Annotated in this window: 24 protein-coding genes; 19 read left to right on the top strand and 5 right to left on the bottom strand. The window is 46.5% G+C overall.

Annotated elements, in window-relative coordinates; genetic code table 11:
• Positions 1-36: 36 nt before the first annotated feature.
• The 4 genes from KNO96_RS02665 (at position 37) to nhaC (ending at position 4,372) form a co-directional block, all read left to right on the top strand.
• Positions 37-1,302, top strand: a complete 1,266-nt coding sequence (locus KNO96_RS02665) for a S1C family serine protease (protein ID WP_026826093.1) — start codon at positions 37-39, stop codon at positions 1,300-1,302.
• A gap of 56 nt (positions 1,303-1,358) precedes the next feature.
• Complete coding sequence (locus tag KNO96_RS02660; protein ID WP_214702150.1) at positions 1,359-1,703, top strand: DoxX family protein; 345 nt, start codon at positions 1,359-1,361, stop codon at positions 1,701-1,703.
• 16 nt (positions 1,704-1,719) lie between these two features.
• Positions 1,720-2,808 carry an amidohydrolase gene (locus KNO96_RS02655; RefSeq protein WP_214702148.1) on the top strand — a complete coding sequence of 363 codons (1,089 nt, stop codon included), beginning with the start codon at positions 1,720-1,722 and terminating at the stop codon, positions 2,806-2,808.
• Between the two features lie 136 nt (positions 2,809-2,944).
• Positions 2,945-4,372 (top strand): Na+/H+ antiporter NhaC, encoded by a 1,428-nt coding sequence (gene nhaC, locus KNO96_RS02650; RefSeq protein WP_214702147.1) that lies wholly within the window; start codon positions 2,945-2,947, stop codon positions 4,370-4,372.
• Positions 4,373-4,386: 14 nt separating this feature from the next.
• On the opposite strand, the gene KNO96_RS02645 is transcribed toward nhaC, so the two are convergent.
• Positions 4,387-5,589: a helix-turn-helix domain-containing protein gene (locus KNO96_RS02645; protein WP_214702146.1), complete on the bottom strand. Its 1,203-nt coding sequence runs from the start codon at positions 5,587-5,589 to the stop codon at positions 4,387-4,389.
• 80 nt (positions 5,590-5,669) lie between these two features.
• Here KNO96_RS02645 and KNO96_RS02640 point away from each other — a divergent pair, with 80 nt between their 5' ends.
• Together KNO96_RS02640 and KNO96_RS02635 are read left to right on the top strand one after the other, a co-directional pair.
• Positions 5,670-6,800, top strand: a complete 1,131-nt coding sequence (locus KNO96_RS02640) for a mandelate racemase/muconate lactonizing enzyme family protein (RefSeq protein ID WP_214702145.1) — start codon at positions 5,670-5,672, stop codon at positions 6,798-6,800.
• The gene (locus KNO96_RS02635; protein ID WP_214702144.1) at positions 6,787-7,458 is read left to right on the top strand and encodes a hypothetical protein; all 672 of its coding nucleotides are present in this window, start codon (positions 6,787-6,789) and stop codon (positions 7,456-7,458) included. The genes KNO96_RS02640 and KNO96_RS02635 overlap by 14 nt, the downstream gene beginning before the upstream one ends.
• Before the next feature lie 37 nt (positions 7,459-7,495).
• Here the strand turns inward: KNO96_RS02635 and KNO96_RS02630 are convergent, their stop codons facing one another.
• Positions 7,496-8,245, bottom strand: coding sequence for a GDSL-type esterase/lipase family protein (locus KNO96_RS02630; RefSeq protein ID WP_214702143.1), 750 nt, complete (start codon positions 8,243-8,245; stop codon positions 7,496-7,498).
• A gap of 118 nt (positions 8,246-8,363) precedes the next feature.
• Here KNO96_RS02630 and KNO96_RS02625 point away from each other — a divergent pair, with 118 nt between their 5' ends.
• From KNO96_RS02625 to hfq, 6 genes are all read left to right on the top strand, one after another.
• Positions 8,364-9,284: an ABC transporter ATP-binding protein gene (locus KNO96_RS02625; protein ID WP_214698369.1), complete on the top strand. Its 921-nt coding sequence runs from the start codon at positions 8,364-8,366 to the stop codon at positions 9,282-9,284.
• Entirely contained in the window at positions 9,277-10,275 is a 999-nt protein-coding gene (locus tag KNO96_RS02620) for an ABC transporter permease (protein WP_084483598.1), read from the top strand. Before KNO96_RS02625 ends, KNO96_RS02620 begins: the two co-directional genes overlap by 8 nt.
• A gap of 176 nt (positions 10,276-10,451) precedes the next feature.
• Complete coding sequence (locus KNO96_RS02615) at positions 10,452-11,981, top strand: M4 family metallopeptidase (RefSeq protein WP_214702142.1); 1,530 nt, start codon at positions 10,452-10,454, stop codon at positions 11,979-11,981.
• Between the two features lie 205 nt (positions 11,982-12,186).
• Complete coding sequence (locus tag KNO96_RS02610) at positions 12,187-12,777, top strand: AmiS/UreI family transporter (protein WP_214702140.1); 591 nt, start codon at positions 12,187-12,189, stop codon at positions 12,775-12,777.
• 335 nt (positions 12,778-13,112) lie between these two features.
• The gene (miaA, locus tag KNO96_RS02605; protein ID WP_214702138.1) at positions 13,113-14,048 is read left to right on the top strand and encodes a tRNA (adenosine(37)-N6)-dimethylallyltransferase MiaA; all 936 of its coding nucleotides are present in this window, start codon (positions 13,113-13,115) and stop codon (positions 14,046-14,048) included.
• Between the two features lie 27 nt (positions 14,049-14,075).
• Positions 14,076-14,324, top strand: a complete 249-nt coding sequence (hfq, locus tag KNO96_RS02600) for an RNA chaperone Hfq (RefSeq protein WP_012726185.1) — start codon at positions 14,076-14,078, stop codon at positions 14,322-14,324.
• 38 nt (positions 14,325-14,362) lie between these two features.
• Here the strand turns inward: hfq and KNO96_RS02595 are convergent, their stop codons facing one another.
• A complete protein-coding gene (locus tag KNO96_RS02595; RefSeq protein WP_214702137.1) occupies positions 14,363-14,875 on the bottom strand; it encodes a hypothetical protein in 513 nt (170 codons plus the stop codon).
• Positions 14,876-15,030: 155 nt separating this feature from the next.
• Between KNO96_RS02595 and KNO96_RS02590 the strand changes: the two genes are divergently transcribed.
• The 6 genes from KNO96_RS02590 (at position 15,031) to KNO96_RS02565 (ending at position 21,474) form a co-directional block, all read left to right on the top strand.
• Entirely contained in the window at positions 15,031-16,209 is a 1,179-nt protein-coding gene (locus tag KNO96_RS02590; RefSeq protein ID WP_026826079.1) for an HD domain-containing protein, read from the top strand.
• A 15-nt stretch (positions 16,210-16,224) separates the two neighbouring features.
• Positions 16,225-17,175, top strand: a complete 951-nt coding sequence (locus KNO96_RS02585; RefSeq protein ID WP_214702136.1) for a CobW family GTP-binding protein — start codon at positions 16,225-16,227, stop codon at positions 17,173-17,175.
• Positions 17,156-17,938 (top strand): 5'-3' exonuclease, encoded by a 783-nt coding sequence (locus KNO96_RS02580; protein ID WP_026826077.1) that lies wholly within the window; start codon positions 17,156-17,158, stop codon positions 17,936-17,938. Before KNO96_RS02585 ends, KNO96_RS02580 begins: the two co-directional genes overlap by 20 nt.
• Positions 17,919-18,311: a reverse transcriptase-like protein gene (locus KNO96_RS02575; protein ID WP_026826076.1), complete on the top strand. Its 393-nt coding sequence runs from the start codon at positions 17,919-17,921 to the stop codon at positions 18,309-18,311. The genes KNO96_RS02580 and KNO96_RS02575 overlap by 20 nt, the downstream gene beginning before the upstream one ends.
• 103 nt (positions 18,312-18,414) lie before the next feature.
• On the top strand, positions 18,415-19,815 hold the full coding sequence (gene fumC / locus KNO96_RS02570; protein WP_214702135.1) for a class II fumarate hydratase: 1,401 nt from the start codon (positions 18,415-18,417) through the stop codon (positions 19,813-19,815).
• Between the two features lie 168 nt (positions 19,816-19,983).
• Positions 19,984-21,474 carry a GGDEF domain-containing protein gene (locus KNO96_RS02565; protein ID WP_026826073.1) on the top strand — a complete coding sequence of 497 codons (1,491 nt, stop codon included), beginning with the start codon at positions 19,984-19,986 and terminating at the stop codon, positions 21,472-21,474.
• Positions 21,475-21,491: 17 nt separating this feature from the next.
• Here the strand turns inward: KNO96_RS02565 and KNO96_RS02560 are convergent, their stop codons facing one another.
• Both KNO96_RS02560 and KNO96_RS02555 read right to left on the bottom strand, forming a co-directional pair.
• Positions 21,492-21,977, bottom strand: coding sequence for a dihydrofolate reductase (locus tag KNO96_RS02560; protein ID WP_214702134.1), 486 nt, complete (start codon positions 21,975-21,977; stop codon positions 21,492-21,494).
• On the bottom strand, positions 21,974-22,768 hold the full coding sequence (locus KNO96_RS02555) for a thymidylate synthase (protein WP_214702133.1): 795 nt from the start codon (positions 22,766-22,768) through the stop codon (positions 21,974-21,976). The genes KNO96_RS02560 and KNO96_RS02555 overlap by 4 nt, the downstream gene beginning before the upstream one ends.
• A 190-nt stretch (positions 22,769-22,958) precedes the next feature.
• On the opposite strand from KNO96_RS02555, the gene KNO96_RS02550 reads away from it, so the two are divergent.
• The gene (locus KNO96_RS02550; protein ID WP_214702132.1) at positions 22,959-23,483 is read left to right on the top strand and encodes a type 1 glutamine amidotransferase domain-containing protein; all 525 of its coding nucleotides are present in this window, start codon (positions 22,959-22,961) and stop codon (positions 23,481-23,483) included.
• The last annotated feature ends 5 nt before the right edge of the window (positions 23,484-23,488 follow it).

Here is a 23,488-nt window from a genome sequence, read left to right as displayed (position 1 = left end):
TAAGGGTAGAAGATAACACAGAGGAGATGAATCATTATGGATCGTCACGATCAATCAAATGAACGCGATCAATTACATGAATCAGAACAACAAAAAGATTGGTTAGATACAGAACTCGGTTCATCCAACCGAGAAGAGACAATGGTACGAACACAAACAAAACCGTCATTCGTCAGCCGCATGTTCCCAGGACTTGTGGGCGGAGTCATCGGGGCATTGCTGACGGGCGCAATTGCTTACCCGTTTATCGACCAACCTGCAACGAGTGTCAGTGACACGAACGTGACCTCGCAAGGGACTCCGGTCCAGACGTCATCAAACGTGTCCGATTCTTCGGTCACGAATGCCGTCGCGACCGCCCAACCTGCCGTCGTGACCGTGAACAATTTCGCCCAAACCGGATTCTCAAGTGAAGCCGTCGAGGCTGGAGTCGGGTCGGGCGTCATCTATAAAAAAGAAGGCGACTCGGCATATATCGCAACGAACCACCACGTCGTCAATGGAGCGGACAAGCTGACGGTCACCTTTAATGACGGAACGACAGCGGAAGCGACACTCATGGGAAGTGACGCGACGTATGACTTGGCCGTCTTAAAAGTTGACGCTGATAAGGTACCGGCCGTTATCTCAATCGGTAAATCGAGTGAGTTGAAACCGGGACAAACCGTTATTGCCATCGGGAATCCGCTCGGACAATTCGAAAACTCCGTGACACGCGGTGTCGTCTCCTCGACGTCACGTCTCGTACCGGTCGATACGGATGAGAACGGACAGGCCGATTTCAACGCCGAGGTCATTCAAACGGATGCGGCCATCAACCCAGGTAACTCAGGTGGTGCGTTAATCAACGAAGAAGGACAACTCGTCGGGATCAACTCGATGAAGATTGCGACGGCAGAAGTCGAAGGAGTCGGATTCTCAATCCCGGTCGACATCGCGCTTCCGCTCATCAATCAAATCGAACAGACGGGAGAAGTGAATCATCCTTCGCTCGGCGTATCGCTTCGTGACGTGTCAGAGTTCCCTCCAGGTTACTTGACGGAACAAATTAATTTACCTGAATCGGTGACTGCCGGAACGATCATCGTGGAAGTGCAACAAAATAGTTCAGCTGCGAAAGCGGGTCTTGAGGCACGTGACGTCATCGTAAAAATCAATGACAAAGACGTCAGCTCGTTCATTGATCTCCGTAGTGAATTGATTCGAGATACAGACGGAACGGTCGACATCGAATATGTCCGTGACGGAAAAACGGAGACGGTTCAAGTCGAGATTCAAAATGCGAACGGTTCTGCATTGTAAAAGGTGGGCAATAAGCCCGCCTTTTTTGCTATGCTAATACAAAAGGAGGATGAGATATGGTACGAAACTTATATGGGGTGCTACTCTTCGGGGCAGGGATGTTACATTTTGTCAGAGAGAAGGCGTTCATGTCGATTATTCCGAAGTCTTGGCCGTTCCGTCGACTGATGGTGCAACTGAGCGGAGTCGTTGAAGTCACATTCGGAGCGATGCTCTTACTGAACAAGGGGACGTCGTTCGTAAAACGGACGTTGCCGGCATTTTTTATCGCCGTCTTCCCGGCAAATATCAACATGGCTGTAAAACCTTCTAAAATCGGTGGGAAGGTCATTCCGAAATGGATCACATGGGGACGACTCCCGCTTCAATGGGTTTTGATCAAAGGTGTCAAAAAAATATAAAGGTGTGGAGATACATATGACAAGCGTACTCAAGTGGTTTGAGCATTTCCATGCTCATCCAGAAATCAGTTGGAAAGAAGTCGAGACGACTCGAACAATCGCATCCATCTTATCAGACTGGTCGATTCCCCATCGAACGTTTGAGGACGTGACCGGGGTGATTGCGGAGATTGGATCGGGAGAAGAGGTGATTGCGGTCCGAGCCGATATCGACGCGTTATGGCAACAAGTGGACGGTACGTTTCGAGCGAACCATTCATGTGGGCACGACGCGAACATCAGCATGGTACTCGGTGCGCTCGAACAGTTGAAAGACGAAGCGTTACAAAAGCGAATCCGTTTCATCTTCCAACCTGCCGAAGAGCAAGGAAACGGTTCCCTCGCCATGATCGAACGCGGTGCGTTAGAAGACGTGACGCAACTGTTCGGAATCCATTTGCGTCCACAAGAAGAGTTGAAAAAGGGACAATACGCGGCAGCGATTCAACATGGGGCTGCCTTCTTCCTGAAGGGAGAAGTGCTTGGAGATGATGCTCATGGTGCGAGACCACATCAAGGGCAGAACGCACTCGATGTCATCTTTACGATTCAACACATGTTAAAAAGCATTTACTTGTCGCCTTTTGAGCCACATTCCGTCAAGTTGACAAAAGTCCATGCTGGGAGTGACAACATGAACATCATTCCAGGAAATGCGACGTTCTCGATTGATGTCCGCGCTCAACAAAATGAAGAATTGCACGAACTGCGCAATCGTGTCGAAGACATGCTACATCACGTCGGTCAACTCCATCACGTGAAACTGGAATGGGAGTGGCAAGACTTCACACCGGGAGCTGTTGTCGGGGAAGAATCTAGCCAAATCGTCAAGCGAGCGATTGAGAAACGCTTCGGTGAGTCGGCTCTCGTCGAACGGATTGTCACGTCAGGTAGTGATGATTTTCATTTTTATACCGTTGAGAAACCGACGCTGGATGCGACGATGATTGGAATCGGGGCTGATTTAGGTCCAGGTCTTCATCATCCTCATATGACGTTTGACCGTGACGCCTTGGAAGACGGGGCACTCCTGCTCGCGGATGCACTCCGGATTGCAGCGACATAAATCAGGATGAGTGGGATAGACAGATGTCTGTCCACTCATTTTTTTATTGCATCAGTCCATTGTAAGCGCTATCATAACGTTATTAGCGACAATATAACGACAATTCTGAATTTTCGCTATAAGGGGAGGAAACTAGATGGAAACAATGGGGAACAAAAAAGACATGAAACTAGGATGGGCACTGTTGCCACTCAGTGTGATGATTGTCGTCATGCTCATCTCGATCGTCCAACTCGGTCAAGGACCACATATCCCGCTCATCGTTGGGACGGCAGTCGCCTCGATCGTCGCCTGGCGTCACGGGTTCAAGTGGAAAGAAATTGAAGAGATGATGTATAAGGGGATTCGACTCGCCTTGCCGGCAGTCGTCATCATCATTTTGGTCGGGTTGACGATTGGAGCATGGATCGGTGGAGGGATTGTCGCAACGATGATCTATTTCGGACTGAAGATCATTTCGCCGGCATACTTTTTGTTAACGATTTGCCTCATCTGTGCGGTCGTCGCCCTTTCGATCGGGAGCTCATGGTCGACGATGGGGACGATTGGAGTAGCGGGGATGGGCATCGGGCTGAGTATGGGGATACCAGCGCCGATGGTAGCGGGGGCTGTCATCTCGGGTGCATATTTTGGGGACAAGATGTCACCATTGTCAGACACGACAAACTTGGCGGCCGGCTTGACTCATACTAATTTATTCGTACATATCCGGCACATGTTATATACGACGATTCCAGGACTCATCATTGCGCTAGGGGTCTACGCATGGCTCGGTAGACGATTTGCGGATTCGACGACAGACTCGTCCGAAATCACACAGACACTAACGATTTTAGAGGACAGTTTTGTCATCTCACCATGGTTACTCGTCGTGCCACTCGCTGTCATTTTGCTCGTTGTAAAGAAGGTGCCGGCGATTCCGGCACTCGTCGTCGGGATTGCACTCGGTTTCTTGGCTCAAGTGTTCATCCAAGGGGGCACGCTCGCAGACAGCGTAGGCGCACTCCAAAGTGGCTATGTCATTGATACCGGAAATGAGCTGGTCGATAACCTCTTCAGCCGAGGAGGTCTTGATGCGATGATGTATACAGTTTCGATGACCATCGTCGCGATGACGTTCGGGGGCATTTTAGAATATTCGGGAATGCTTCAATCAATCATGAATCAAATTCTTAAGTTGGCAAAAACAGCAGGTTCGCTGATCGCTTCGACGATTCTAGCGGGGATTGCGACGAATGCGACGTGCTCCGAGCAGTACATCTCAATCGTCGTCCCGTCACGCATGTTTGCCGGGGCGTATGAAAAAATGGGACTGCAGTCGAAAAACTTATCTCGTGCCCTCGAGGATGGAGGGACGTTGACATCCGTGTTTATCCCGTGGAACACGTGTGGGGTATTCATCCTCGGCACACTCGGAGTCGGGGCTTTCGAATATGCACCGTACGCCGTCTTGAACTTCATCGTACCGGTCATTTCGATTGTATATGCCTTCACAGGATATACGATTGAACGCATGGCGGTCATCCAACAGGAAGAACCCGTCGCGGAACAAGCGGCTCAATAAAAGATTCCCGGTCGTCAATCGACCGGGAATTGAAATTTATAGACAGTGCGCGGTCGACCTTGACTGTAACTCTTCTCTTCGCCAATCCGATGAACGAGTTTTGCATCAACCAATTTTTTGATGAGTCGTTCTGTCGTACGACGTGTCACGTTTAAATGGTCGGTCAACTCTTTCGCTGTAAACTCGAGATGGTCCGTTGAAAAGTGAATGAGCTTTTCGATATTAGTCGGACTCATACCGGTCTGTTTCATCATGTCATAGACATGCGTTTGCGTGACGCGGAAATGAATCGGTGCGGGTTGATCGGTGAACGTCATTCGTTTTGAATCATCGACGATTCGAATAGTGGCATCGCTTGTCGTATGAAGGGCAAGTTCGGCATGGTCAAAGGCACGTTGATAATCGGATCCATACCCGATGCCGACATGACCAGGAGTGTCCTCTGACAAGATGAAACCGTTTGAAATGGCGGATTCAATCTTTCCTTTATTCGATAGAAGGACGATACTGTCTTGGGCGGTCCCCATCAATTTGCCACCGAAACAGTGATGTTTTCTCACATGGTTGAGCGTATCTTTACTTGCATCCGAGTAGCAGAGCACAGCAAATTGTGACTGATCTGATTTGTTCAAACGAATCTGTTGAATAAAATTATGGAAGTGGTGGAGAATCCTTTCTTTTGGCTCAATCATGAGTTGACTAGCAAAACCATTTTCCACTAAGTGACGATGGACTCGCTCGACACTCGTCAAGGCGAATCGTGTCGTCCCGTTTTGTTGAAGCTGTTCATGAAACGCAATCAACTCTTCGAAATTCATATACGGACTGAGCTCTTTCACTTGCGATGGCGACATGTGACTTGGAAATGATGTTAAAATCGATTCAAGTCGTGACGTGTCGACGAGATCGATGGAGAGATTTTCGATCCGGAGCTGCTCAGTCAACGTCACGTATAAGAGTGACGTCAATAACACGACATCATCTTGAACGACATGGTGGGCGTATGGAAGGGTCGCCTCCTCTGTCGCGTACGTATAAGGGAATGAACCGGAAAAGAACACTCCGTCAAAAAATAGGAGTTGTGTAGCGATGTCTTTCGCTTCACGTGGGTCATCATAAGGAAATCCTTCGATCCGGACATCGGGTAAGGAAGAGGAACCTTTCCGTACCTGTTGAATAAACGCTGGTGAGCCGACGACGGCGATATGGATGGACATATAAAAATCCCCCTTGCAATTTAGCGACTATATAACGACAATATAGAGGAAAGAGCAGTTGAAGTAAAGGAGTGATGAAAATGAATATTCAAAAAATAGAAATTTTCTCGGTTCGCTTTCCGTTAAAAGTACCATTCATCGTCAGTTATCACCGTTATGATGATATGCCGTCTGTCATTGTCAAAATGACCACGTCTTGTGGACTGATTGGTTATGGAGAAGCCGTGGCGGATGAGCATGTGACAGGGGAGTCGGCAGAGAGCACTGTCAGTGTCCTCCGTCATCTGTTGGCGCCGCTCTTAATCGGAAAAAATCCGATGCATCTAGAGCATATTCATGACGAGATGGACCGTGCGATTCGTGGTGTTCCGGCTGCCAAAGCAGCGCTCGATATCGCGTGTCATGATGTGATTGGGAAAAAGCTGGATCAACCAATCTACGAATGGATTGGCGGTCGGTACCATGAGTCATTCCCAGTCACTCACGTCTTGAGTATCGGAGAGCCGAGCCATATGGCACAAGAGGCACTCGAACAAATGAAACGAGGCTATACGGCAGTGAAGATGAAGGTCGGAGTCGATGTGCAAACGGACGTGGCGCGTGTCAAGGCGGTACGGGAAGCAGTAGGAAATGACGTGCCGATTCGAGTCGACGTTAACCAAGGATGGGTCAATGCGGCCAATACGGTTCAAGCCATGCGTCTACTCGAACCGTATGGAATCGATTGGGTCGAACAACCGGTCAAGGCGGATGATTTTGAAGGCATGTTCGAAGTGAAACAAAAAATCTCCGTCCCACTCATGATCGATGAAGGGCTGAAAGACGTTCACGATATGAGACGCTTGACGATGATGCAGGCAGCCCATAAAGCGAACATCAAGCTGATGAAGTGTGGTGGCATCTATCCGGCGAAGAAGTTAGTCCATATGGCGGAAATGTCGGGGATTGAATGTCAAATCGGTTCAATGGTCGAATCATCGATTGCATCGAGTGCAGGATTCCACGTCGCTTTCTCGAGTAAAATCGTGAAGACGGTCGAGTTGACGGGACCGCTCCGGTTCGGGAAAGATGTCGGAAACTTATCATATGATTTACCAATCATCTCGCTGAACAATCGTCCCGGACTCGGTATTGACGTCGATGAAGATGTGTTACGTGACTTGACGACGGATTCTTACGTGATTGGAGAAGATTCACATGTGGCAAGGTGAAATCAAAGACCTTTCACTTCAAGTAGACGTTCTAAGCTTGTCAGATTTACCTGAACTATTGTCCGTTCAAGATGCGGTCATTCAGGTGTTGGCTGAACCAGAACATTATCAATCTCTATCAATCGAAGAGTTCACGAAACTATTGAAGGATCAGACATTGATTGGGGCAAAATCAGATGGTCGGATCATCGCATTCCGAGCGATGCTCATCCCGCCGATTGACAACGAACATTTAGGGCGAGATATCGGTTGGCCAGAGGATTTGCTTGAACGTGTCATTTATCAAGAAGTGACGAACGTCCATCCAAAATTCCGTGGATATGGACTACAGACACATTTAGGCAAACTGTTGATGTCACAAGTTGAATCGGATAACCGATTCGATGTCGTCTGTGCAACCGTCGCCCCATTCAATATTCCAAGTATGAAAGACAAATTCTCTCTTGGACTCCGAATCGGTGCGTTTAAAGAGAAGTATGGTGGGAAACTTCGATATATTTTTTACAAAGAGATGCATCGTATGTGGCAACCTACTTCAGAAGTGACGGAGGTGCCGATGGAAGATCGGGCGCGACAAGTTGAGTTGCTTCAAGCAGGTTGGGTCGGGACGGACATGATGAAACAAGGGGAACAGTGGGTCGTTCGATATGAGAAGTAAAAAATCCTCGTCAAGCTTAGCCTGACGAGGATTTTTGTTACTCAAGGACGAAGAGTACATCATTCGCGAATTTTTCATACGTGCGGTCACTCGGATGGAATTGGTCGGTCGCGAGATCTCGTGATAAATCAGAGATGTAGGAGAACGGGTCAATCACATTGATGTTTTGAGCATTCGCTAATTGTTTCGCAGATGCATTCCAATCGAGGATGAGTTGATTGAACGCCTGTCCGTTCTCATCATTTTGAAACGGATTGTATAGACCGATATAGACGATAGTCGCCGAGTCGTTCAATGATCGAATTTCAGAAAAAATGGTTTCAAGATTTGTCTTCGCATCCGTGATGACTTGTTGAATATCGACCTCTTCGAAATTATCGACATTTTCTCCACGGTTGAACAAATCGTTTCCTCCAATGGTCAACGTGATATATCGGGCGTTCTCGATTGTCCGACGCACTTCAGGCTGCTCGAGTTGTGTGAGTAAATCTTCTGTGCGTGCTCCAGAGATGGCCAGGTTTTGGGTACGGACACCGTCTTCTTCAAGTACCGTACTTACGGGTTGAACATATCCAGCACCAGACGTTGACCCTACCCCGCGCGTCAACGAATCGCCAAGTGCGACGTAGACGTCTCCTTCTGGTTCAGGGCGTTCGTCTTCGGAGACGGAAAGTGTTCGTTCCGGGGGGGTGACGATATCCTGATAACCAATCCATAGACCGTATAAGGCGATTACCGTTAATAAAACGGCACCACTTAAAAATGCATACCATTTCGACTGTTTCATGGGCTGACCTCGCTTTCTATACACATATCATATCAAAAATGTATGGATGTGCCCTATGTGAATGTTCGAATAGGACAGATTCGCTTTTGTCCGATAGAATAAGAGAAGAGGTGAGACAATGGAACCGACGTTAAAGCTACATCAACTAACAAAAGTGATTGGTAAAAAGACGATTATCGATAATATTTCGTTAGACGTCTATCCAGGCGAGGTATTCGGATTTTTAGGACCAAACGGCGCCGGGAAGACGACGACGATTCGAATGATTGTTGGCTTGATCAAACCGACGAAAGGAAATGTATCGATTTGTGGGTATCGTGTCGACAAACAATTTGTTCAAGCGATGAACCAAATCGGAGCCATCGTCGAGAATCCAGAACTGTATAAATTTTTATCCGGACGTGAGAACTTAGAAGCATTTGCACGGATGTTACCTAATGTGGATGACAAACGGATTCAGGAAGTCATCGATCTCGTCGACTTGACTGCTCGAATTGATGATAAAGTGAAAACGTACTCCCTTGGGATGCGTCAACGGCTCGGAATTGCTCAGGCGTTGTTGAATAACCCACGAGTTCTCATTTTAGATGAGCCGACGAACGGACTCGACCCAATGGGGATTCGAGATTTGCGATTATTCATTCGTCGTCTTGTAGAAGAGACGGGACTGAGTGTTCTCGTATCGAGTCACATCTTGGCGGAGATTGAACTACTTGCGGATCGAGTCGCTATCATGTCCCGAGGTAAGATCGTCAAAGTAGGTACAGTTGAATCATTAATTGAAGAACTTGCATCGACAGTTGACTTGCATGTCACTAATAGTTTTGAAGTGTTACCCATCGTTCAAGGATACGTTGGAATCGATCAAGCGGACGTGGTTGATGAGCGGACGATTCGCATTTCGATGAACGTTGAAGAGACGGCAAAGTTGAATCGCTATTTAATAGAAAGAGACGTCGAAGTGTTCGGACTCGAACGACGGGTGCAGACACTAGAAGACCTCTTCATCACATTGACAGGCGGTGATCATATTGCCTAATCCATCGATGCTTGGCCTTATTCGTAATGAAGTATTAAAGATTCATCGGAAACGCAGATTGATGGTTGTCTCTATTATATTGATCGTACTCGTCTCCATGTTTACGTACGCAAACTATCGTCAAATCGAGAAGCAACGTGAAGAACAAGGCACGATTGATTGGCGTGTCGATCTCCAGCAAGAGATCATCGATACGCAAAACCGACTCGCCTCTGCGAACGTCCAAGACGAGTTCAGGCAGATTCTCGAATTTCAAGTCCAACAGAATCAATATTATCTTGATAATGATATCAATCCGAATTATCCGGGGGCCCCGACGTTCATGCGTGTCTTCTTCTCCCAAGGGACGACGCTCGTCTTGCCGCTCTTTATCATCGTATTGATGGCGGATATCGTCAGCGGGGAACATAACGATGGGACAATCAAGACACTGTTATCCCGTCCGGTCCGGCGATTTAAGATTCTGCTCGCAAAATGGCTGACAACGCTACTCTATACATCGATCCTAATTTTTGTGACCGCCATCGTCAGTTACGCCATATCCGGAATCGTTCTCGGTTGGGACGGTTGGACCGCTCCGATTCTGACTGGTTTCCAAGCTTCACCGACCGGCACGTTCTCGACAGATTTTGTGCATACTTTGCCGATGTGGGAATACTTGCTCATGTCGATGGGACTGTCGTGGCTTGTCGTCGCCGCAGTCGGAACAATTTCACTTATGATCTCTGTATTGGTGAAAAACACGGCGACTGGAATCGGGATTATGATGGCCGTCCTCATCTCTGGGCCGCTTTTGACATCACTAGGCTCAAATTGGGATAGCTCGAAATACCTGGTGAACGTCAACTTCGGCCTTCATACCTATTTGGAGGGACAAGCCCCACCCATTGATGGGATGACATTACCGTTTTCTCTACTTGTCATTCTCATTTGGTCGATGGCCGCCCTGGCGTATGCGTTTTATCACTTTACGCAAAAAGATGTCTATTAATTTGTTAGTGCTACCTTCCTAGGTAGTACTATTTTTTTTTGGCTGAAATGAGGATAAGAGAATAGGTTGTGGTCCGGATGACTCAATATTTAGAATTGTCAAAATAATTAAAAAGATGGATACAAGCCTTTTGGTAAAGTGTGTAAAGTAAGAGTTATCACAAAGGAGGGAAACACATGAAAAAAGTTGTATCTACATCATTAATCGCAGGCATCTTGCTCGTACCACAACTGGTCGGTGCGGCAGAATTGAAGTCAGGCACATTGACGAAACCATCAGAAAGTGCACCAACGACGATCGTCAAAGAGTACGTCAAATCAAAAGGTGAATTCAAGACGATCGAGTCGAAGTCGGACAAAGTCGGGAAAGTGGTTAAGCTTCAACAAACAGTTGATGGCGTGCCCGTATTCGGTGGTGTAGTAGTCGGTGTCGTAGATGAAGCGGGTCAATTGAAGACGGTTGTAGACGATGCCAAATCGGTGAAAAACCTACATAAGTCAATCAAGTTAAGCGAGAAGAAAGCCATCGCGAGTTATAAAAAGCTCGTTGGACATAAAGGGGCTTACGAGCTCGAACCTGAAGCGGAATTGATTGTTTATCCAAAAGGTGACAAGTCGGTCTATGCGTATCAAGTGACCGGAACAATCCTTGAAGCGGAAGAACCGTCACGTTGGACATATTTCATCGATGCGAGCACTGGAGAAGTTCTCAACAAATACGATCAATTGGCACACGCTAAACCGACGAACGGTGTGACGGGCACAACATATACAGGAACGGGAATCGATGTTCTTGGATACAGTCAGACGTTCAAAACGACAAAGAGTGGTTCATATTACTATTTACAGGATTCAACACGAGGAAAAGGGATTTATACGTACGATGCTGGAAACCGTACACGCCTTCCGGGTTCACTTTGGGCTGATGTCGATAACGTCTTGAACACCACATATGACCGTGCAGCGGTTTCAGCACACGTCAACGCAACGAAAACGTATGACTTCTATAAGAATACGTATGGACGTAACAGTTATGATAACGCTGGTGCTGCCCTCAACTCGACGGTTCACTATAGCCGTAGTTACAACAACGCGTTCTGGGATGGTAGCAAGATGGTATATGGTGACGGAGATGGTCAGACGTTCACATACCTTTCAGGTGCACTTGACGTAGTCGCTCATGAATTGACACACGCGGTCACGGAGTATACGGCAGGGTTGATCTATCAAAACGAATCTGGTGCAATCAATGAGGCAATATCAGATATTTTAGGAACGGTTGCCGAATATAGTGTCGGTACAAACTTCGATTGGTTGGTAGGGGAAGACATCTACACACCGGGAGTTGCAGGCGACGGACTTCGTTCGATGGCAAACCCTGCCGCATATGGAGACCCAGATCACTACTCGAAACGTTACACAGGGACACAAGACAATGGTGGGGTTCACATCAACTCGGGTATCGTCAACAAAGCGGCATACCTCTTAGGTAACGGTGGATCACATTACGGCGTATCTGTACAGGGTGTAGGAGTCATGGAGATGGGGGATATCTATTACCGCGCTCTAAACGTTTACTTGACGCCAACATCAAACTTCTCAAGCCTTCGTCAAGCGGTTGTGCAATCCGCAAAAGACCTTTACGGTTCAACGAGCCCGCAAGCGGTATCGGCTGCGAAATCATTTGACGCTGTCGGAATCTATTAATACCTCGAAATCCTTTCCGGATGTTCCGGAAAGGATTTTTTTTACATAGGAAAGGGTCATTGATGGAATGATTCAAATGCTTGAAAACGAGTAATGGATGACGTTCTCGTGAACAATAAAAATTCCCCTTGCACTGTAAGCGAATTCAAGCTAAAGTGATACAGTAGAATAGAGGTCAGACATCTGTACAAAAGGGGTAATGAATGTGGGTAACGTAAGTTTATTATTTGGTGGCGTCGCGCTATTTTTAAATAGTCTTGTCCTTCTCGGGAAGGTAGATACAAAAAGTGCTGGGGTATTTAGTCTGTTTACAGGAATCTTACAAACGTTTATCGCCACGTGGTTATTGATCGGGGCAAGTCCTGAAGAGCAGTTCGGTCTCGCAAGCATTTATCTGTTTTCATTCACTTATTTATACGTTGGTGTGACATTTATTTTGAATTTAGACGGTCGTGGAGTCGGCTGGTTCTCGTTATTCGTATCGATTGCAGCTTCATTTTATGGGGTGATGGCGATTGCTGGCGGCGATTCAATGGGTGCGTTGACGTGGTTCTTCTGGTCATTCTTATGGTCGCTCTTCTTTTTCGGGATGGGACTTGGTCGACCAAACGAGGCATTTACAGCTCGTGTTGCCCTTGTATTGTCATGGTTAACTCTTATTGTTCCAGCGATGATCGGGTTGGCAGGACTTTTGAACGGGTTATACGAGATGATTTGGTGGGCTGCGAGTGGTACAGCAATTCTTTACTTCATCGTATCCGTTAAGCGTACGAAACAATCTGTTGAGGTTGCGTAAATAACGTTTATAAAATCATACGAGGTCATCTAGTGTGATTCAATCGCACCGGGTGACTTTTTTAGTTCCAGTAGTTCGATATATATAGTGATGGTTTTCTTGTTCTTCTTAGCGCACTCTTTATGAGTGTGTTTTATTTTGTGTCTAAATTGTGAAAAATGGGAATGAGGAAGCTAAAGGAGGCGAAAGCAGATGAGTGATGGACTCGTGTTATTACTCGGATTACTTTTATGTGGCTGGATGCTGTTTGCCGTCGTATTTGATGATAGAATAAAAAGAAGAATTTGATGACCCGTCTCGCGAGGAGACGGGTTTTTAATTGAGGAGTGAAGAGTATGAAAAAAACACCTGTCGTCGTCATCGTCGGACCAACCGCCGTTGGAAAAACAAAGACGGGTATCGAACTGGCGAAATCGTTCGACGGCGAAATCGTCTCGGGTGATTCGGTTCAAGTGTATCGAGGTATGGACATCGGTTCAGCGAAAGTGACGAAAGAAGAGGCCGAAGGGATCCCACATCATTTGATTGATATATGTGACCCGGATGACGCCATGAGCGTCGCGATGTTTCAGCAGTTAGCACGTGCCGCCATCGATGATATTTATGCCCGTGGCAAGTTACCGATTATCGTCGGCGGGACGGGGCTATACATTCGCTCCATCTTATATGACTATGAATTTGTGGAGCGACCTGTGGATGAAGCGTTGCGGGCTGACCTCGAACGATTGGCAGAAATCGAAGGGCGTGAGGCGCTACACCAAAGATTGGTTCAACTTGACCCAGAGCGTGCGGCTACGATTCACCCGAATAACGTGCGTCGCGTCGTGCGTGCGCTCGAGGTGGCGATGCAAGGTGATACACAGACGACGGACAGTGCTCCATCCGAACATTATGATTATCGATTGTTCGTCCTTCATGCGGATCGTGAGATGCTATACGCCCGAATCAATCAACGCGTCGATGCGATGATGGAGGCAGGGCTTGTCGAAGAAGTCGAACGACTTTTGGCACAAGGATATCGTGATACGCAGGCGATGCGAGCCATCGGCTATAAGGAAATTATTCCATACGTAGAAGGAGAAATCTCAAAAGATCGGGCTACAGATTTGTTAAAACAACATACAAGACAATTTGCCAAACGGCAGTTGACGTGGTTCCGACATCAATTTGATGGAATTTGGGTAGATATGGGACGAAAATCATTTGAACTATCATATAAAAGTATTTATGATGATGTAGAGGAGTTTTTTCGAAAATTCCGATTATTTTAAAGAGATAAAGACTAGGGGGAATCCAGCATGAAAGCGAGCTACAACATCCAAGACCATTTTTTGAATCAACTTCGAAAAGAAATGGTGCCAACGACTGTATTTTTAGTAAGTGGGTTTCAAATTCGAGGTGTCATCAAATCATTTGATAACTTTACTGTCATCGTCGAATCGGAAGGGCGTCAACAGTTGATCTATAAACATGCGATTTCGACATTTTCACCGGCACGTAACGTGACGCTTTATGAGCCGGATGCAGTAGAAGTAACAGAAGGATGAGCATAAGAAAAGGAGCGGGCCGGGGACCGCTCCTTTTCTTATGCCGTTTTTGATGTTCCTGGCTGTTTGATTGCCTCAAGTACACGCTGAATGGCGCATCCACCGAGTAGAGAATCTACTTGACCACAAATCTGAGTTGGTGTTGACCGATGTAACAATGTGTATGTCCGTTTCCATGCCCGTTCAGCCGATTGAATTCGGACGAGAAGGTCAGCATGGCTTAATTCTTTTAACTTATCGATGTTGAGGCGGTTCGTACGTGCGAAGGCCGACAGAATCACTGCTTTCGCTAGAGGGGTCTGAAGTGGGTACCCGGATAGCTCGAGAGTAGCCATCGCCCCTTTCATCTCATGTTCGACGATTTTGTCGAGTGACTCATCTTTTGCATATGGATTACCGGAATGGTGCGTAAGAGACTGCTCTAAATCTTGCATTCCCACCGGACAAGCAGACGCTTGTAAAATATGTTCAATCGATTGCTGTTCTTGTGCATAACGTGTCGCTTCCCCCGAGGCGATGAAACGTTCATACGTATCGATTAATGAAATCATTCTCGTTTCCCCCTTTATAGAACTACCTTTATCGTACCAATAATCGTAAGCGCTTTCAATATGGTGGAGACGAAATTGAAACCCTACTAGAAAGTATGTTCGCCTAATGTGTGGAAACACGATACAATGTCAGAAGATGCGAGGAGGGAATGTATATGAACTATTACCAACAGATTGATCCGATCATAGGTACTTCTACGAACCAAGAAAGATTTCGAATACCTCAAATTGAAAAATCGAAAGAACGTTTAGACCGGTTACAGGACGGCGCACCTGTCCAGACGAAAGCGCTTGTCAGTACGGTTGAAGTGAAGGAAGGGAAGAGCGGTGCGAAGTGGCTACAACTAAGTGTCACGACGGCGACCGGGATGATGCGCGCGAAACATTGGCTCCGTGGGAACGAGAGCGAACTACTTCCAATCTATGAGTCTGGCGTGATTGAATTGTCAGGAAAAATCGATATCTATCCAAAACCAGATGGTGCAAAATCAATCATTATCGACCGGGTTCATCCCATCTCAAAAGATGAAGCCATCTCTTTACTCCCTGGCTTACCGGGTGACGAAACGATGGAACAATTTGCTGATGAGTTATTCAGCTTAATCGATACGTTGTCGCCGACTTATCAACAGATCGCCTATGGTCTCCTTGATTTCGTTTGGGATGATTTCGTACTGTCGCCAGCAGCGCTTTACCATCATCATAATTACGCTGGAGGATTGCTGAAGCATACCGTTTGTATGTTACGTCTCGGATATCGGATTCAAGAACAGGATGACTATTTGGCCATGGTGTTCCGTGTAATCAAAGAAGCCGAGCAGTTGCATAAAGTCGACCTTTGGAATACGATGAACGGGGTTAAAATTGAACAGGCCTATAAAGGAACGTTCGAATCATTGTATGCCGCATGCGAAGCGATGGCAGAACGGAAAGAGCCATTGAACTGGGACGAACTCGCACTTGGAATCCTTTTCCACGACATCGGAAAAATATATGAATACAGTCATCTGCTATCTAGTCCGAATCGTTTTGAGAAACTATCTCCTGTTGAGGGTACAAGTGAAACGACCGGCATCTCGATCAATCCGATTGGGACATTAATTGGGCATATGCCATACGGTGGCCTGTTGTTCGAAGAGACGTTACGCCAATCAAAGATTCGACTGCCGATCGACGTTCATCATCGTATTTGGCATATGATTTTATCGCATCACGGGAAGCGTGAGTGGGGATCAAGTGTCTTGCCGATGACGACGGAAGCTTGGATGCTTCATTTGATTGATTTATTGGATGCGCGCTATGAGAAATGGGCTCGCGCACACGAAGAACTGTAAGAAAAGGGTGATAACATGATTCCCGTACAATTAGTGACCGGGTTTTTAGGAGCAGGCAAGACAACATATATGAATCGTTTACTCGCTGCGACCGATGAGAAGATTTGTTTGATTGTTAACGAACTTGGGTCTGTCAATATCGATGAACAGTTGATTGTGAAGATGGACCAGGAGCAAATCGAGCTCTCGAACGGCTGTATTTGTTGTTCGATTCAAAATGACTTGAGCAAGACGTTTTATCAACTCGTGGCGAAGAAGGAGACATTTGACCGAATCATCATCGAGACGACTGGTGTTGCCGACCCGGCCCCAATCATCCAGACAATTTATTATGATGAATATTTACGACAACACTTCAAGATGAATGCTATCTTAACTGTCGTGGATGCAAGCCAAATGGATCGCGAACTGTTTAAAGAAGGCATTCATCAAATCGCCTATGCGGATTTGATTTTGTTAAATAAAACGGATTTAGTCTCAGTGGAAGAGCTGGACCAGGCACATCAGCGAATTGAACAACTCAACCCGACTGTTCGGATTGTGGAGACTGTCCAAACAGTAGGCGATTACGAACTACTCGAAAATACGTTCCAACTGTCACGAGTCGACGAACAGAAGTTGAGTCGACTGACGGAGATGAGTGAATCGGTGTCTTCCCTTCGTGCGATCACACTGAATGCTGAGCGCCCTTTGTCTCGGGAGCGGGTGACCCGTTATGTCCGTGAGGTACTGATGCATTATGAGGATTCGATTTATCGGATGAAAGCGATTGTCCGACTAAAAGACGAGAATCGAAAGTTCGTCATTCAAGCAACGAATCAACTGATGGGTGCGACGTTTGCAAACGAGGTACATGAAGGGGACCGTTCGGTATTCGTCTGGATCGGGAAGGAATTAGATGCCGAAGCATTGGCACTAGGATTAAAATCATGTGAGGTGGAGCAGAATGAAGCTCATTCTAGTTGATGGATTTAACTTATTGTCACGCTATTATTTTGCAACGGAGCGTAGGCGGGCACAAGATCCGGACGTAACGGTGAAAGGCTTGCTTCGAAAAGTAGATTCATGGACGACAGACTTTTCGCATATTGCTTTCTTTTGGGACGGAACGCGAGAGTCCACACATCGTTATGCCATGTACCCTGAATATAAAGCGACGCGTAATGGACTGCCTGAACCATTGTTTGATGACTACTTGAAATTGAGGGTCGCTTTGGATGAACGAGGCATCTTACAATCCGAGTTGACCGGATACGAGGCCGATGATTTGATGGGTGCGGTCGCGACAGCTTTTCCCGGGGAATCATACCTTTATTCCTCTGACCGTGACTTACTTCAGTTGTTATCACCGAACGTGTTTCAAATCATGCCGAAAAAGGGAGAAGAACAGCTCGTCAACGAAGGTTCGTTTGAATTGATGTACGGAGTAAAGCCGAAACAGTTTGTTGATGTGAAGGCACTCCAAGGAGATGCTTCAGATAATATTCCAGGTGTGCGCGGAATCGGTCCGAAAACGGCAACTATCCTGATTCAACATTACGATACGATTGAGACGCTTTACATGCACGTGCAGAATGAAACGCTTGAAGCGACCCACCAAAAGTTTGCAAAAAAACTAGACGGTCATGAAGAGATTGCGCTATTGTCAAAACGTCTGTCGCAGATTGACATTTATGCTCCAATCAATACGGACTGGGAGGCGTACCGCTTTGGTTCACATCTATTTTGACGCGGCAACCAATCAAACAACTGGAGAAAACGGCATCGGTGTTTGGATCAAGTCATCAGACGGTACAGTATCAACATTCAAGCAACGGGTGCTAGGGCTGTCGAGCGTCCATGCTGAACTAGCAGCTTGTGCCTATGCACTTGAAAAGGCGCATTTGATGCAAGAGGAGACGTCATTCATGCTCTACTCTGATGCTGACGTGGTTGTTCGTGCATTAGAGCAACGCTTCATGAAAGATGATTCGGCGAAGCCGCTCTTTCTTAAAGCGTTGATTGCGTATGATGAACTACCCACTATCTTTTTGAAATGGATTCCGCGTGTGGAAAATCGAGCGGATTTGATTGCCCGTGAGGCATTGAATGGAACGAGTTAAGTGACTAAGATCATTCTTGGTCGCTTTTTTGACGGAGTCATTTCTTTTTAGATGGTTTTTCGCTAAAATGAAAGCGTACTCAACTATAGAGGGGGAATTTACAATGGATTATCGGATCGAACGGGACACAATGGGGGAAATTAAAGTCCCAGCTAATGCGAAATGGGGAGCGCAAACGCAGCGAAGTCTTGAAAACTTTAAAATCGGTGCTGAGAAGATGCCGCTTGAGATTGTATACGCTTTTGCCATTTTGAAAAAAGGAGCGGCTTTAGCGAACGCCGAACTTGGTGTACTTGAGGAAGACAAAGCGATCATCATCTCGGAAGTTGCGGATGAGATTTTAGCAGGGCAACACGACGCCGAATTTCCGCTTGTCGTCTGGCAGACGGGTTCAGGAACGCAGTCCAACATGAACGTCAACGAAGTCATCGCGCATCTTGCCAATGAAAAGTTACAGGCACGAGGACAATCGATCACGATTCATCCAAATGATGATGTCAACAAATCGCAGAGCTCTAACGATACGTATCCGACAGCGATGCACATCGCAGCCATCCTTTCTGTACAAGATGATGTCCTACCGGCAATCGACTCGCTTTACAAAACCCTTTCGCAAAAAGCGAAAGCGAATATGGGTATCGTCAAAATCGGACGGACGCATCTTCAAGATGCGACACCGGTCACGCTCGGACAGGAAATCAGCGGCTGGGTGCGGATGCTAGAACTGTCAAAACAGATGATTGAACGGACGATAGAACCACTCACTGAGCTTGCTCTCGGAGGAACGGCCGTCGGGACAGGTATCAACGCGCACCCTGAGTTCGGTGAAGTCGTAGCCAAGAAAATCTCAGAAGAGACAGGCAAGCCGTTCATTACAGCCGTGAACAAATTCCACGCTCTAACGAGTCACGATCAACTCGTCTTCACGCACGGTGCTTTAAAAGCACTAGCGATGGACGCCATGAAGATTGCGAACGATGTGCGTTGGTTGGCTTCTGGTCCGCGTGCGGGAATCGGAGAAATTACGATTCCAGAAAATGAACCGGGAAGCTCGATTATGCCTGGTAAAGTAAATCCAACGCAAAGCGAGGCTCTCACGATGGTTGCCGCGCAAGTACTTGGTAATGATGCGACGATTGGCTTTGGGGCGAGTCAGGGGAATTTTGAACTGAATGTCTTCAAGCCGGTCATCATGTACAATTTCCTACAAACATGCCGTCTATTGACGGACAGCTTACATTCATTTAATGATCATTGTGCTGTCGGGATTGAACCGAATCAGGAAGTGATTTCACGAAACGTAGAGCAATCACTCATGCTCGTCACAGCACTCAATCCGCATATCGGATATGAGAACGCTGCAAAAATTGCAAAATCGGCACACAAAAACGGCACCTCTTTAAAAGAAGCGGCATTGAAAACAGGTTTATTGACAGAAGAACAATTCAATCAATGGATTCGTCCCGAAGAGATGACTACTCCAAATCTAAAAGTGAAAAAATAACGAAAAGCGGTCGCAAGACCGCTTTTTGTATGTCTATTTTAGGACATATGACCTATGTATATGTAAAACAATAGAAAATAAATAAGGAAATAGTTGTATTTTAACCGCCGAAGTCGCATAATCGAAGCATAAGATAATTCGGGGAGTACGAACATAGGGGGGACGAAAATGGAGCAAGGTCAACTCACTGAGCGTATACATATGATTTTGAAGAAGATATCAGAGTCTAGACAAATTCCAAAAAGCGATATCGAATTTCTACTCGATTGGATGAAGAAGGAAGTTAGACAACGACGTTTGATGCATTTGTTAGAAATCTTTAGTCGTGTCGAGTCTGACGCGAAGGAGTTACCTAGTGTCCTCACCCAAGCGGAAGCATTGACCCTGATTTCACCTGTGAAGCGGTATATCCATACAGTCCTAGGAATTGAACAAGAAGATGAAGACCTTGTCCTGATTTTATCAGCAAGTTTTTCTACATTTAGTCGCTATAAATCGCGTGTCGAAAAACTAGGAGCTCGTCCGGTATTTTTACAAACCCTCGAAGAAGCGGTTGAATACGATTATGAGGATGTGCCAAAAGCCATCATCATGGACGTCGAACTATGGCCGCAGTTCAAAGAACGAGACATCCAATCATTCGTCAGCAAAATGAGAAAACTCTATGTGCCGCTCATCGTCATCGGTACGAATGAACACTATCGTCTTGCTGCATATTCTTACGGATTCGATGATTATTGGGAATCGTGGGTTCCGATGGAGGAACGGTTGGTACGTCTCGGATTACATATTGAAAAATCCCGTCTCGTATCAAAGGCGTTACTCGTGGATGAATTGACAGGAGCCTTTAACCGCAAGTATTTGAAACCGACATTCTCTCGATTCATCTCGAGATTGGAGCGCTCTGGAGAGAGTTTTGCTGTCGCCTTACTTGATATCGATCATTTCAAACAATTGAACGATACGTTCGGTCATTCATACGGAGATGACGTCCTTCATCGTGTATCAGAGGAAATTCGCCATGCGATTCGCTCGAGCGATGAGCTCATTCGTTATGGTGGAGAAGAATTTTTAATTCTCTTAAATGTTTCAGATCGGGCGATTGTCGAAACGGTGTTGGAGCGTGTCCGTTCAAAAATCGAAACGATGGAGTTTCCTTATGACCATCAAGTGACGGTATCGATTGGCTACACGCGCGTCTGCCAGACGGGCTATACACTTGGTGAATGGTGCGCCTATGCAGATGAGGCGTTATACAAAGCGAAACGAGATGGACGAAATCGTGTTGTCCGTTATTCATCTGCAGTCCGTGAAGAGAAGCGGATTGCATATGTGACGATGTCAACGAATACATATATTTCGCTCGCGGACCGACTGCCTAAAGAACACCGCCGATATGAAGTAGTGTATCGTCCTTATGAAGCGTATTCTTGTAACGATAACATTGAAATGTTCGTCTTGGATGATGCCCGGGTAGATGAAGCGAGAGGTACATTGTCTGCCGTGAAGGAGCAGCGGGGGAAATATAGCCACATTCTCGCAGTATCGAAACGTACCGCATCTGAGCTTGAAGCGATTTATGATGACTATGCGGATGAAGAACATGACGAAATCATTACGAAAAAAATTGAACAGTGGCTAGAAAAACTACCAGACTAAAAAGCAGACATCAATGATTACTCGATGTCTGCTTTGTCGTATTGTTTGAACGTGAAGGAATATGCATGTCTTTCGTCTTGTGGATGATTGATTTGATTTGTGACTGTCCATTCCCCTGTGCGTTCAGGATAATACGTGTCGGCCTCGAACCTAGATTCGACTTCCGTGGCATAGATTCGACTCGTCATCGGCATCGTCTGCTCATATAAGGTGGCACCACCAATGACAAACCATTCTTCCTGCTCACTCAATTCAACAAGACGGTCCAAGTCATGCCATACTTCGACTTGATCTGCTTCAAATGAAGAATCGGACGTGACGACGATATTGCGTCGGTTTGGCAAAGCCTTTCCGATTGATTCGAACGTCTTTCTTCCCATTACGACGGTCCCGCCAGACGTGACGGTCTTGAAGTGTTTCAAGTCATCTGGCAAGCGCCATAACAAATCATTGTCTTTTCCGATTTCTCGGCTCTGCCCATACGCAACGACATGCGAAATCATACGCTCACTTCCCCTTTAATATGTGGATGCGGGTCATATCCGAGAATCTCAAAGTCTTCAAAACGGAATGATTCGATTGAGGGGACGTCTCGGACAATCTTGAGTTGTGGTAACGGGCGTGGCTCACGTGACAGTTGAAGCTCCACTTGCTCGAGATGGTTGTGGTAAATATGTGCATCTCCGATTGTGTGGACAAAATCACCAACCTCAAGGCCGGTCACATGCGCAACCATGTGCGTCAGAAGCGCATAGGAAGCGATATTGAACGGAACTCCTAAAAAGGTGTCGGCACTCCGCTGATACAATTGGCAAGATAGCTTCCCGTCGGCGACATAGAATTGGAACAACAGATGACAAGGTGGGAGGGCCATCTCCTCTAGTTGTCCAGGGTTCCATGCGGAGACGATCAACCGTCTCGAATCAGGATTTGTCTTGATTTGTTCAATCACTTGAGCCAACTGATCGACGGTCGAGCCGTCCGGGCGCGGGAACGAACGCCATTGTGAGCCGTATACGGGTCCTAGATTACCTTCTTCATCTGCCCATTCGTTCCAAATACGGACTCCATTCTCTTGTAGATAACGAATGTTTGTTTCTCCCGAAATGAACCAAAGTAGTTCATGAATGATCGAACGAGTATGTAATTTTTTCGTCGTGATAAGGGGAAAACCTTCCTGCAGATTAAAGCGCATTTGATAGCCAAAAACGCTCGTCGTCCCTGTACCAGTCCGGTCTTCTTTCGCTATTCCATTGTCGAGAATATGTCGACATAAGTCATGATATTGCTTCATACGTGATGTGCCTCCTTCTCAATCTCCTACCACTAAAGGTATCATATAATATCAATATTGTAGAGTGGAAACACAAGATATAGTGGTGAGAATCATCCCTAATCAATATCATGGAACAACAATCACGATTCTTCGTTTTCGCCACTCCCGGTTTCGGGTATAATGGTGAATGAATATAAGGAGGGGTTTGATGAAACTTCAAGGAAAGAAAGTTCTTCAACTTGTCAGTAATGACTTCGAGGATTTAGAACTTTGGTATCCGGTGCACCGTCTTCGTGAAGAAGGAGCGCACGTGATCCTCGCGGGAGAGAAAGCCGATCATGCGTATATCGGTAAATATGGTGTCCCTGCCAAATCAGACGTATCGTTTGATGATGTAGACATCACTTCGTTCGATGCGATTCTCGTTCCGGGTGGTTGGTCACCTGACTTGTTACGTCGTTTTGATTCGGTGAAGGGGTTCGTCCGCTATATGGATGAACAAAAGCGACCGATCGGTCAAATTTGTCATGCTGGTTGGGTGCTGATTTCAGCGAACATTTTAGACGGGGTGAACGTGACGAGCACGCCGGGAATCAAAGATGACATGGAAAATGCGGGTTCGATTTGGCATGATGAGCCGGTCGTCGTTGACGGACATATCGTCTCGAGTCGCCGACCACCAGATTTACCAGATTATATGCGCGCGTTCATCGACGTATTCGCAAAACAGTAACTGAA

Source organism: Exiguobacterium sp. s89, assembly GCF_018617735.1.
In the GTDB taxonomy this organism is placed as follows: domain Bacteria; phylum Bacillota; class Bacilli; order Exiguobacteriales; family Exiguobacteriaceae; genus Exiguobacterium; species Exiguobacterium marinum.
This window is presented reverse-complemented; position numbering and strand designations above follow the sequence as displayed.

Coding starts and splice junctions, on each gene's coding strand:
- KNO96_RS02665 (WP_026826093.1), top strand. CDS start 37: ATGGATCGTCACGATCAATCAAATGAACGCGATCAATTACATGAATCA.
- KNO96_RS02660 (WP_214702150.1), top strand. CDS start 1,359: ATGGTACGAAACTTATATGGGGTGCTACTCTTCGGGGCAGGGATGTTA.
- KNO96_RS02655 (WP_214702148.1), top strand. CDS start 1,720: ATGACAAGCGTACTCAAGTGGTTTGAGCATTTCCATGCTCATCCAGAA.
- nhaC (WP_214702147.1), top strand. CDS start 2,945: ATGGAAACAATGGGGAACAAAAAAGACATGAAACTAGGATGGGCACTG.
- KNO96_RS02645 (WP_214702146.1), bottom strand. CDS start 5,589: ATGTCCATCCATATCGCCGTCGTCGGCTCACCAGCGTTTATTCAACAG.
- KNO96_RS02640 (WP_214702145.1), top strand. CDS start 5,670: ATGAATATTCAAAAAATAGAAATTTTCTCGGTTCGCTTTCCGTTAAAA.
- KNO96_RS02635 (WP_214702144.1), top strand. CDS start 6,787: ATGTGGCAAGGTGAAATCAAAGACCTTTCACTTCAAGTAGACGTTCTA.
- KNO96_RS02630 (WP_214702143.1), bottom strand. CDS start 8,245: ATGAAACAGTCGAAATGGTATGCATTTTTAAGTGGTGCCGTTTTATTA.
- KNO96_RS02625 (WP_214698369.1), top strand. CDS start 8,364: ATGGAACCGACGTTAAAGCTACATCAACTAACAAAAGTGATTGGTAAA.
- KNO96_RS02615 (WP_214702142.1), top strand. CDS start 10,452: ATGAAAAAAGTTGTATCTACATCATTAATCGCAGGCATCTTGCTCGTA.
- miaA (WP_214702138.1), top strand. CDS start 13,113: ATGAAAAAAACACCTGTCGTCGTCATCGTCGGACCAACCGCCGTTGGA.
- hfq (WP_012726185.1), top strand. CDS start 14,076: ATGAAAGCGAGCTACAACATCCAAGACCATTTTTTGAATCAACTTCGA.
- KNO96_RS02595 (WP_214702137.1), bottom strand. CDS start 14,875: ATGATTTCATTAATCGATACGTATGAACGTTTCATCGCCTCGGGGGAA.
- KNO96_RS02590 (WP_026826079.1), top strand. CDS start 15,031: ATGAACTATTACCAACAGATTGATCCGATCATAGGTACTTCTACGAAC.
- KNO96_RS02585 (WP_214702136.1), top strand. CDS start 16,225: ATGATTCCCGTACAATTAGTGACCGGGTTTTTAGGAGCAGGCAAGACA.
- KNO96_RS02580 (WP_026826077.1), top strand. CDS start 17,156: ATGAAGCTCATTCTAGTTGATGGATTTAACTTATTGTCACGCTATTAT.
- fumC (WP_214702135.1), top strand. CDS start 18,415: ATGGATTATCGGATCGAACGGGACACAATGGGGGAAATTAAAGTCCCA.
- KNO96_RS02565 (WP_026826073.1), top strand. CDS start 19,984: ATGGAGCAAGGTCAACTCACTGAGCGTATACATATGATTTTGAAGAAG.
- KNO96_RS02560 (WP_214702134.1), bottom strand. CDS start 21,977: ATGATTTCGCATGTCGTTGCGTATGGGCAGAGCCGAGAAATCGGAAAA.
- KNO96_RS02555 (WP_214702133.1), bottom strand. CDS start 22,768: ATGAAGCAATATCATGACTTATGTCGACATATTCTCGACAATGGAATA.
- KNO96_RS02550 (WP_214702132.1), top strand. CDS start 22,959: ATGAAACTTCAAGGAAAGAAAGTTCTTCAACTTGTCAGTAATGACTTC.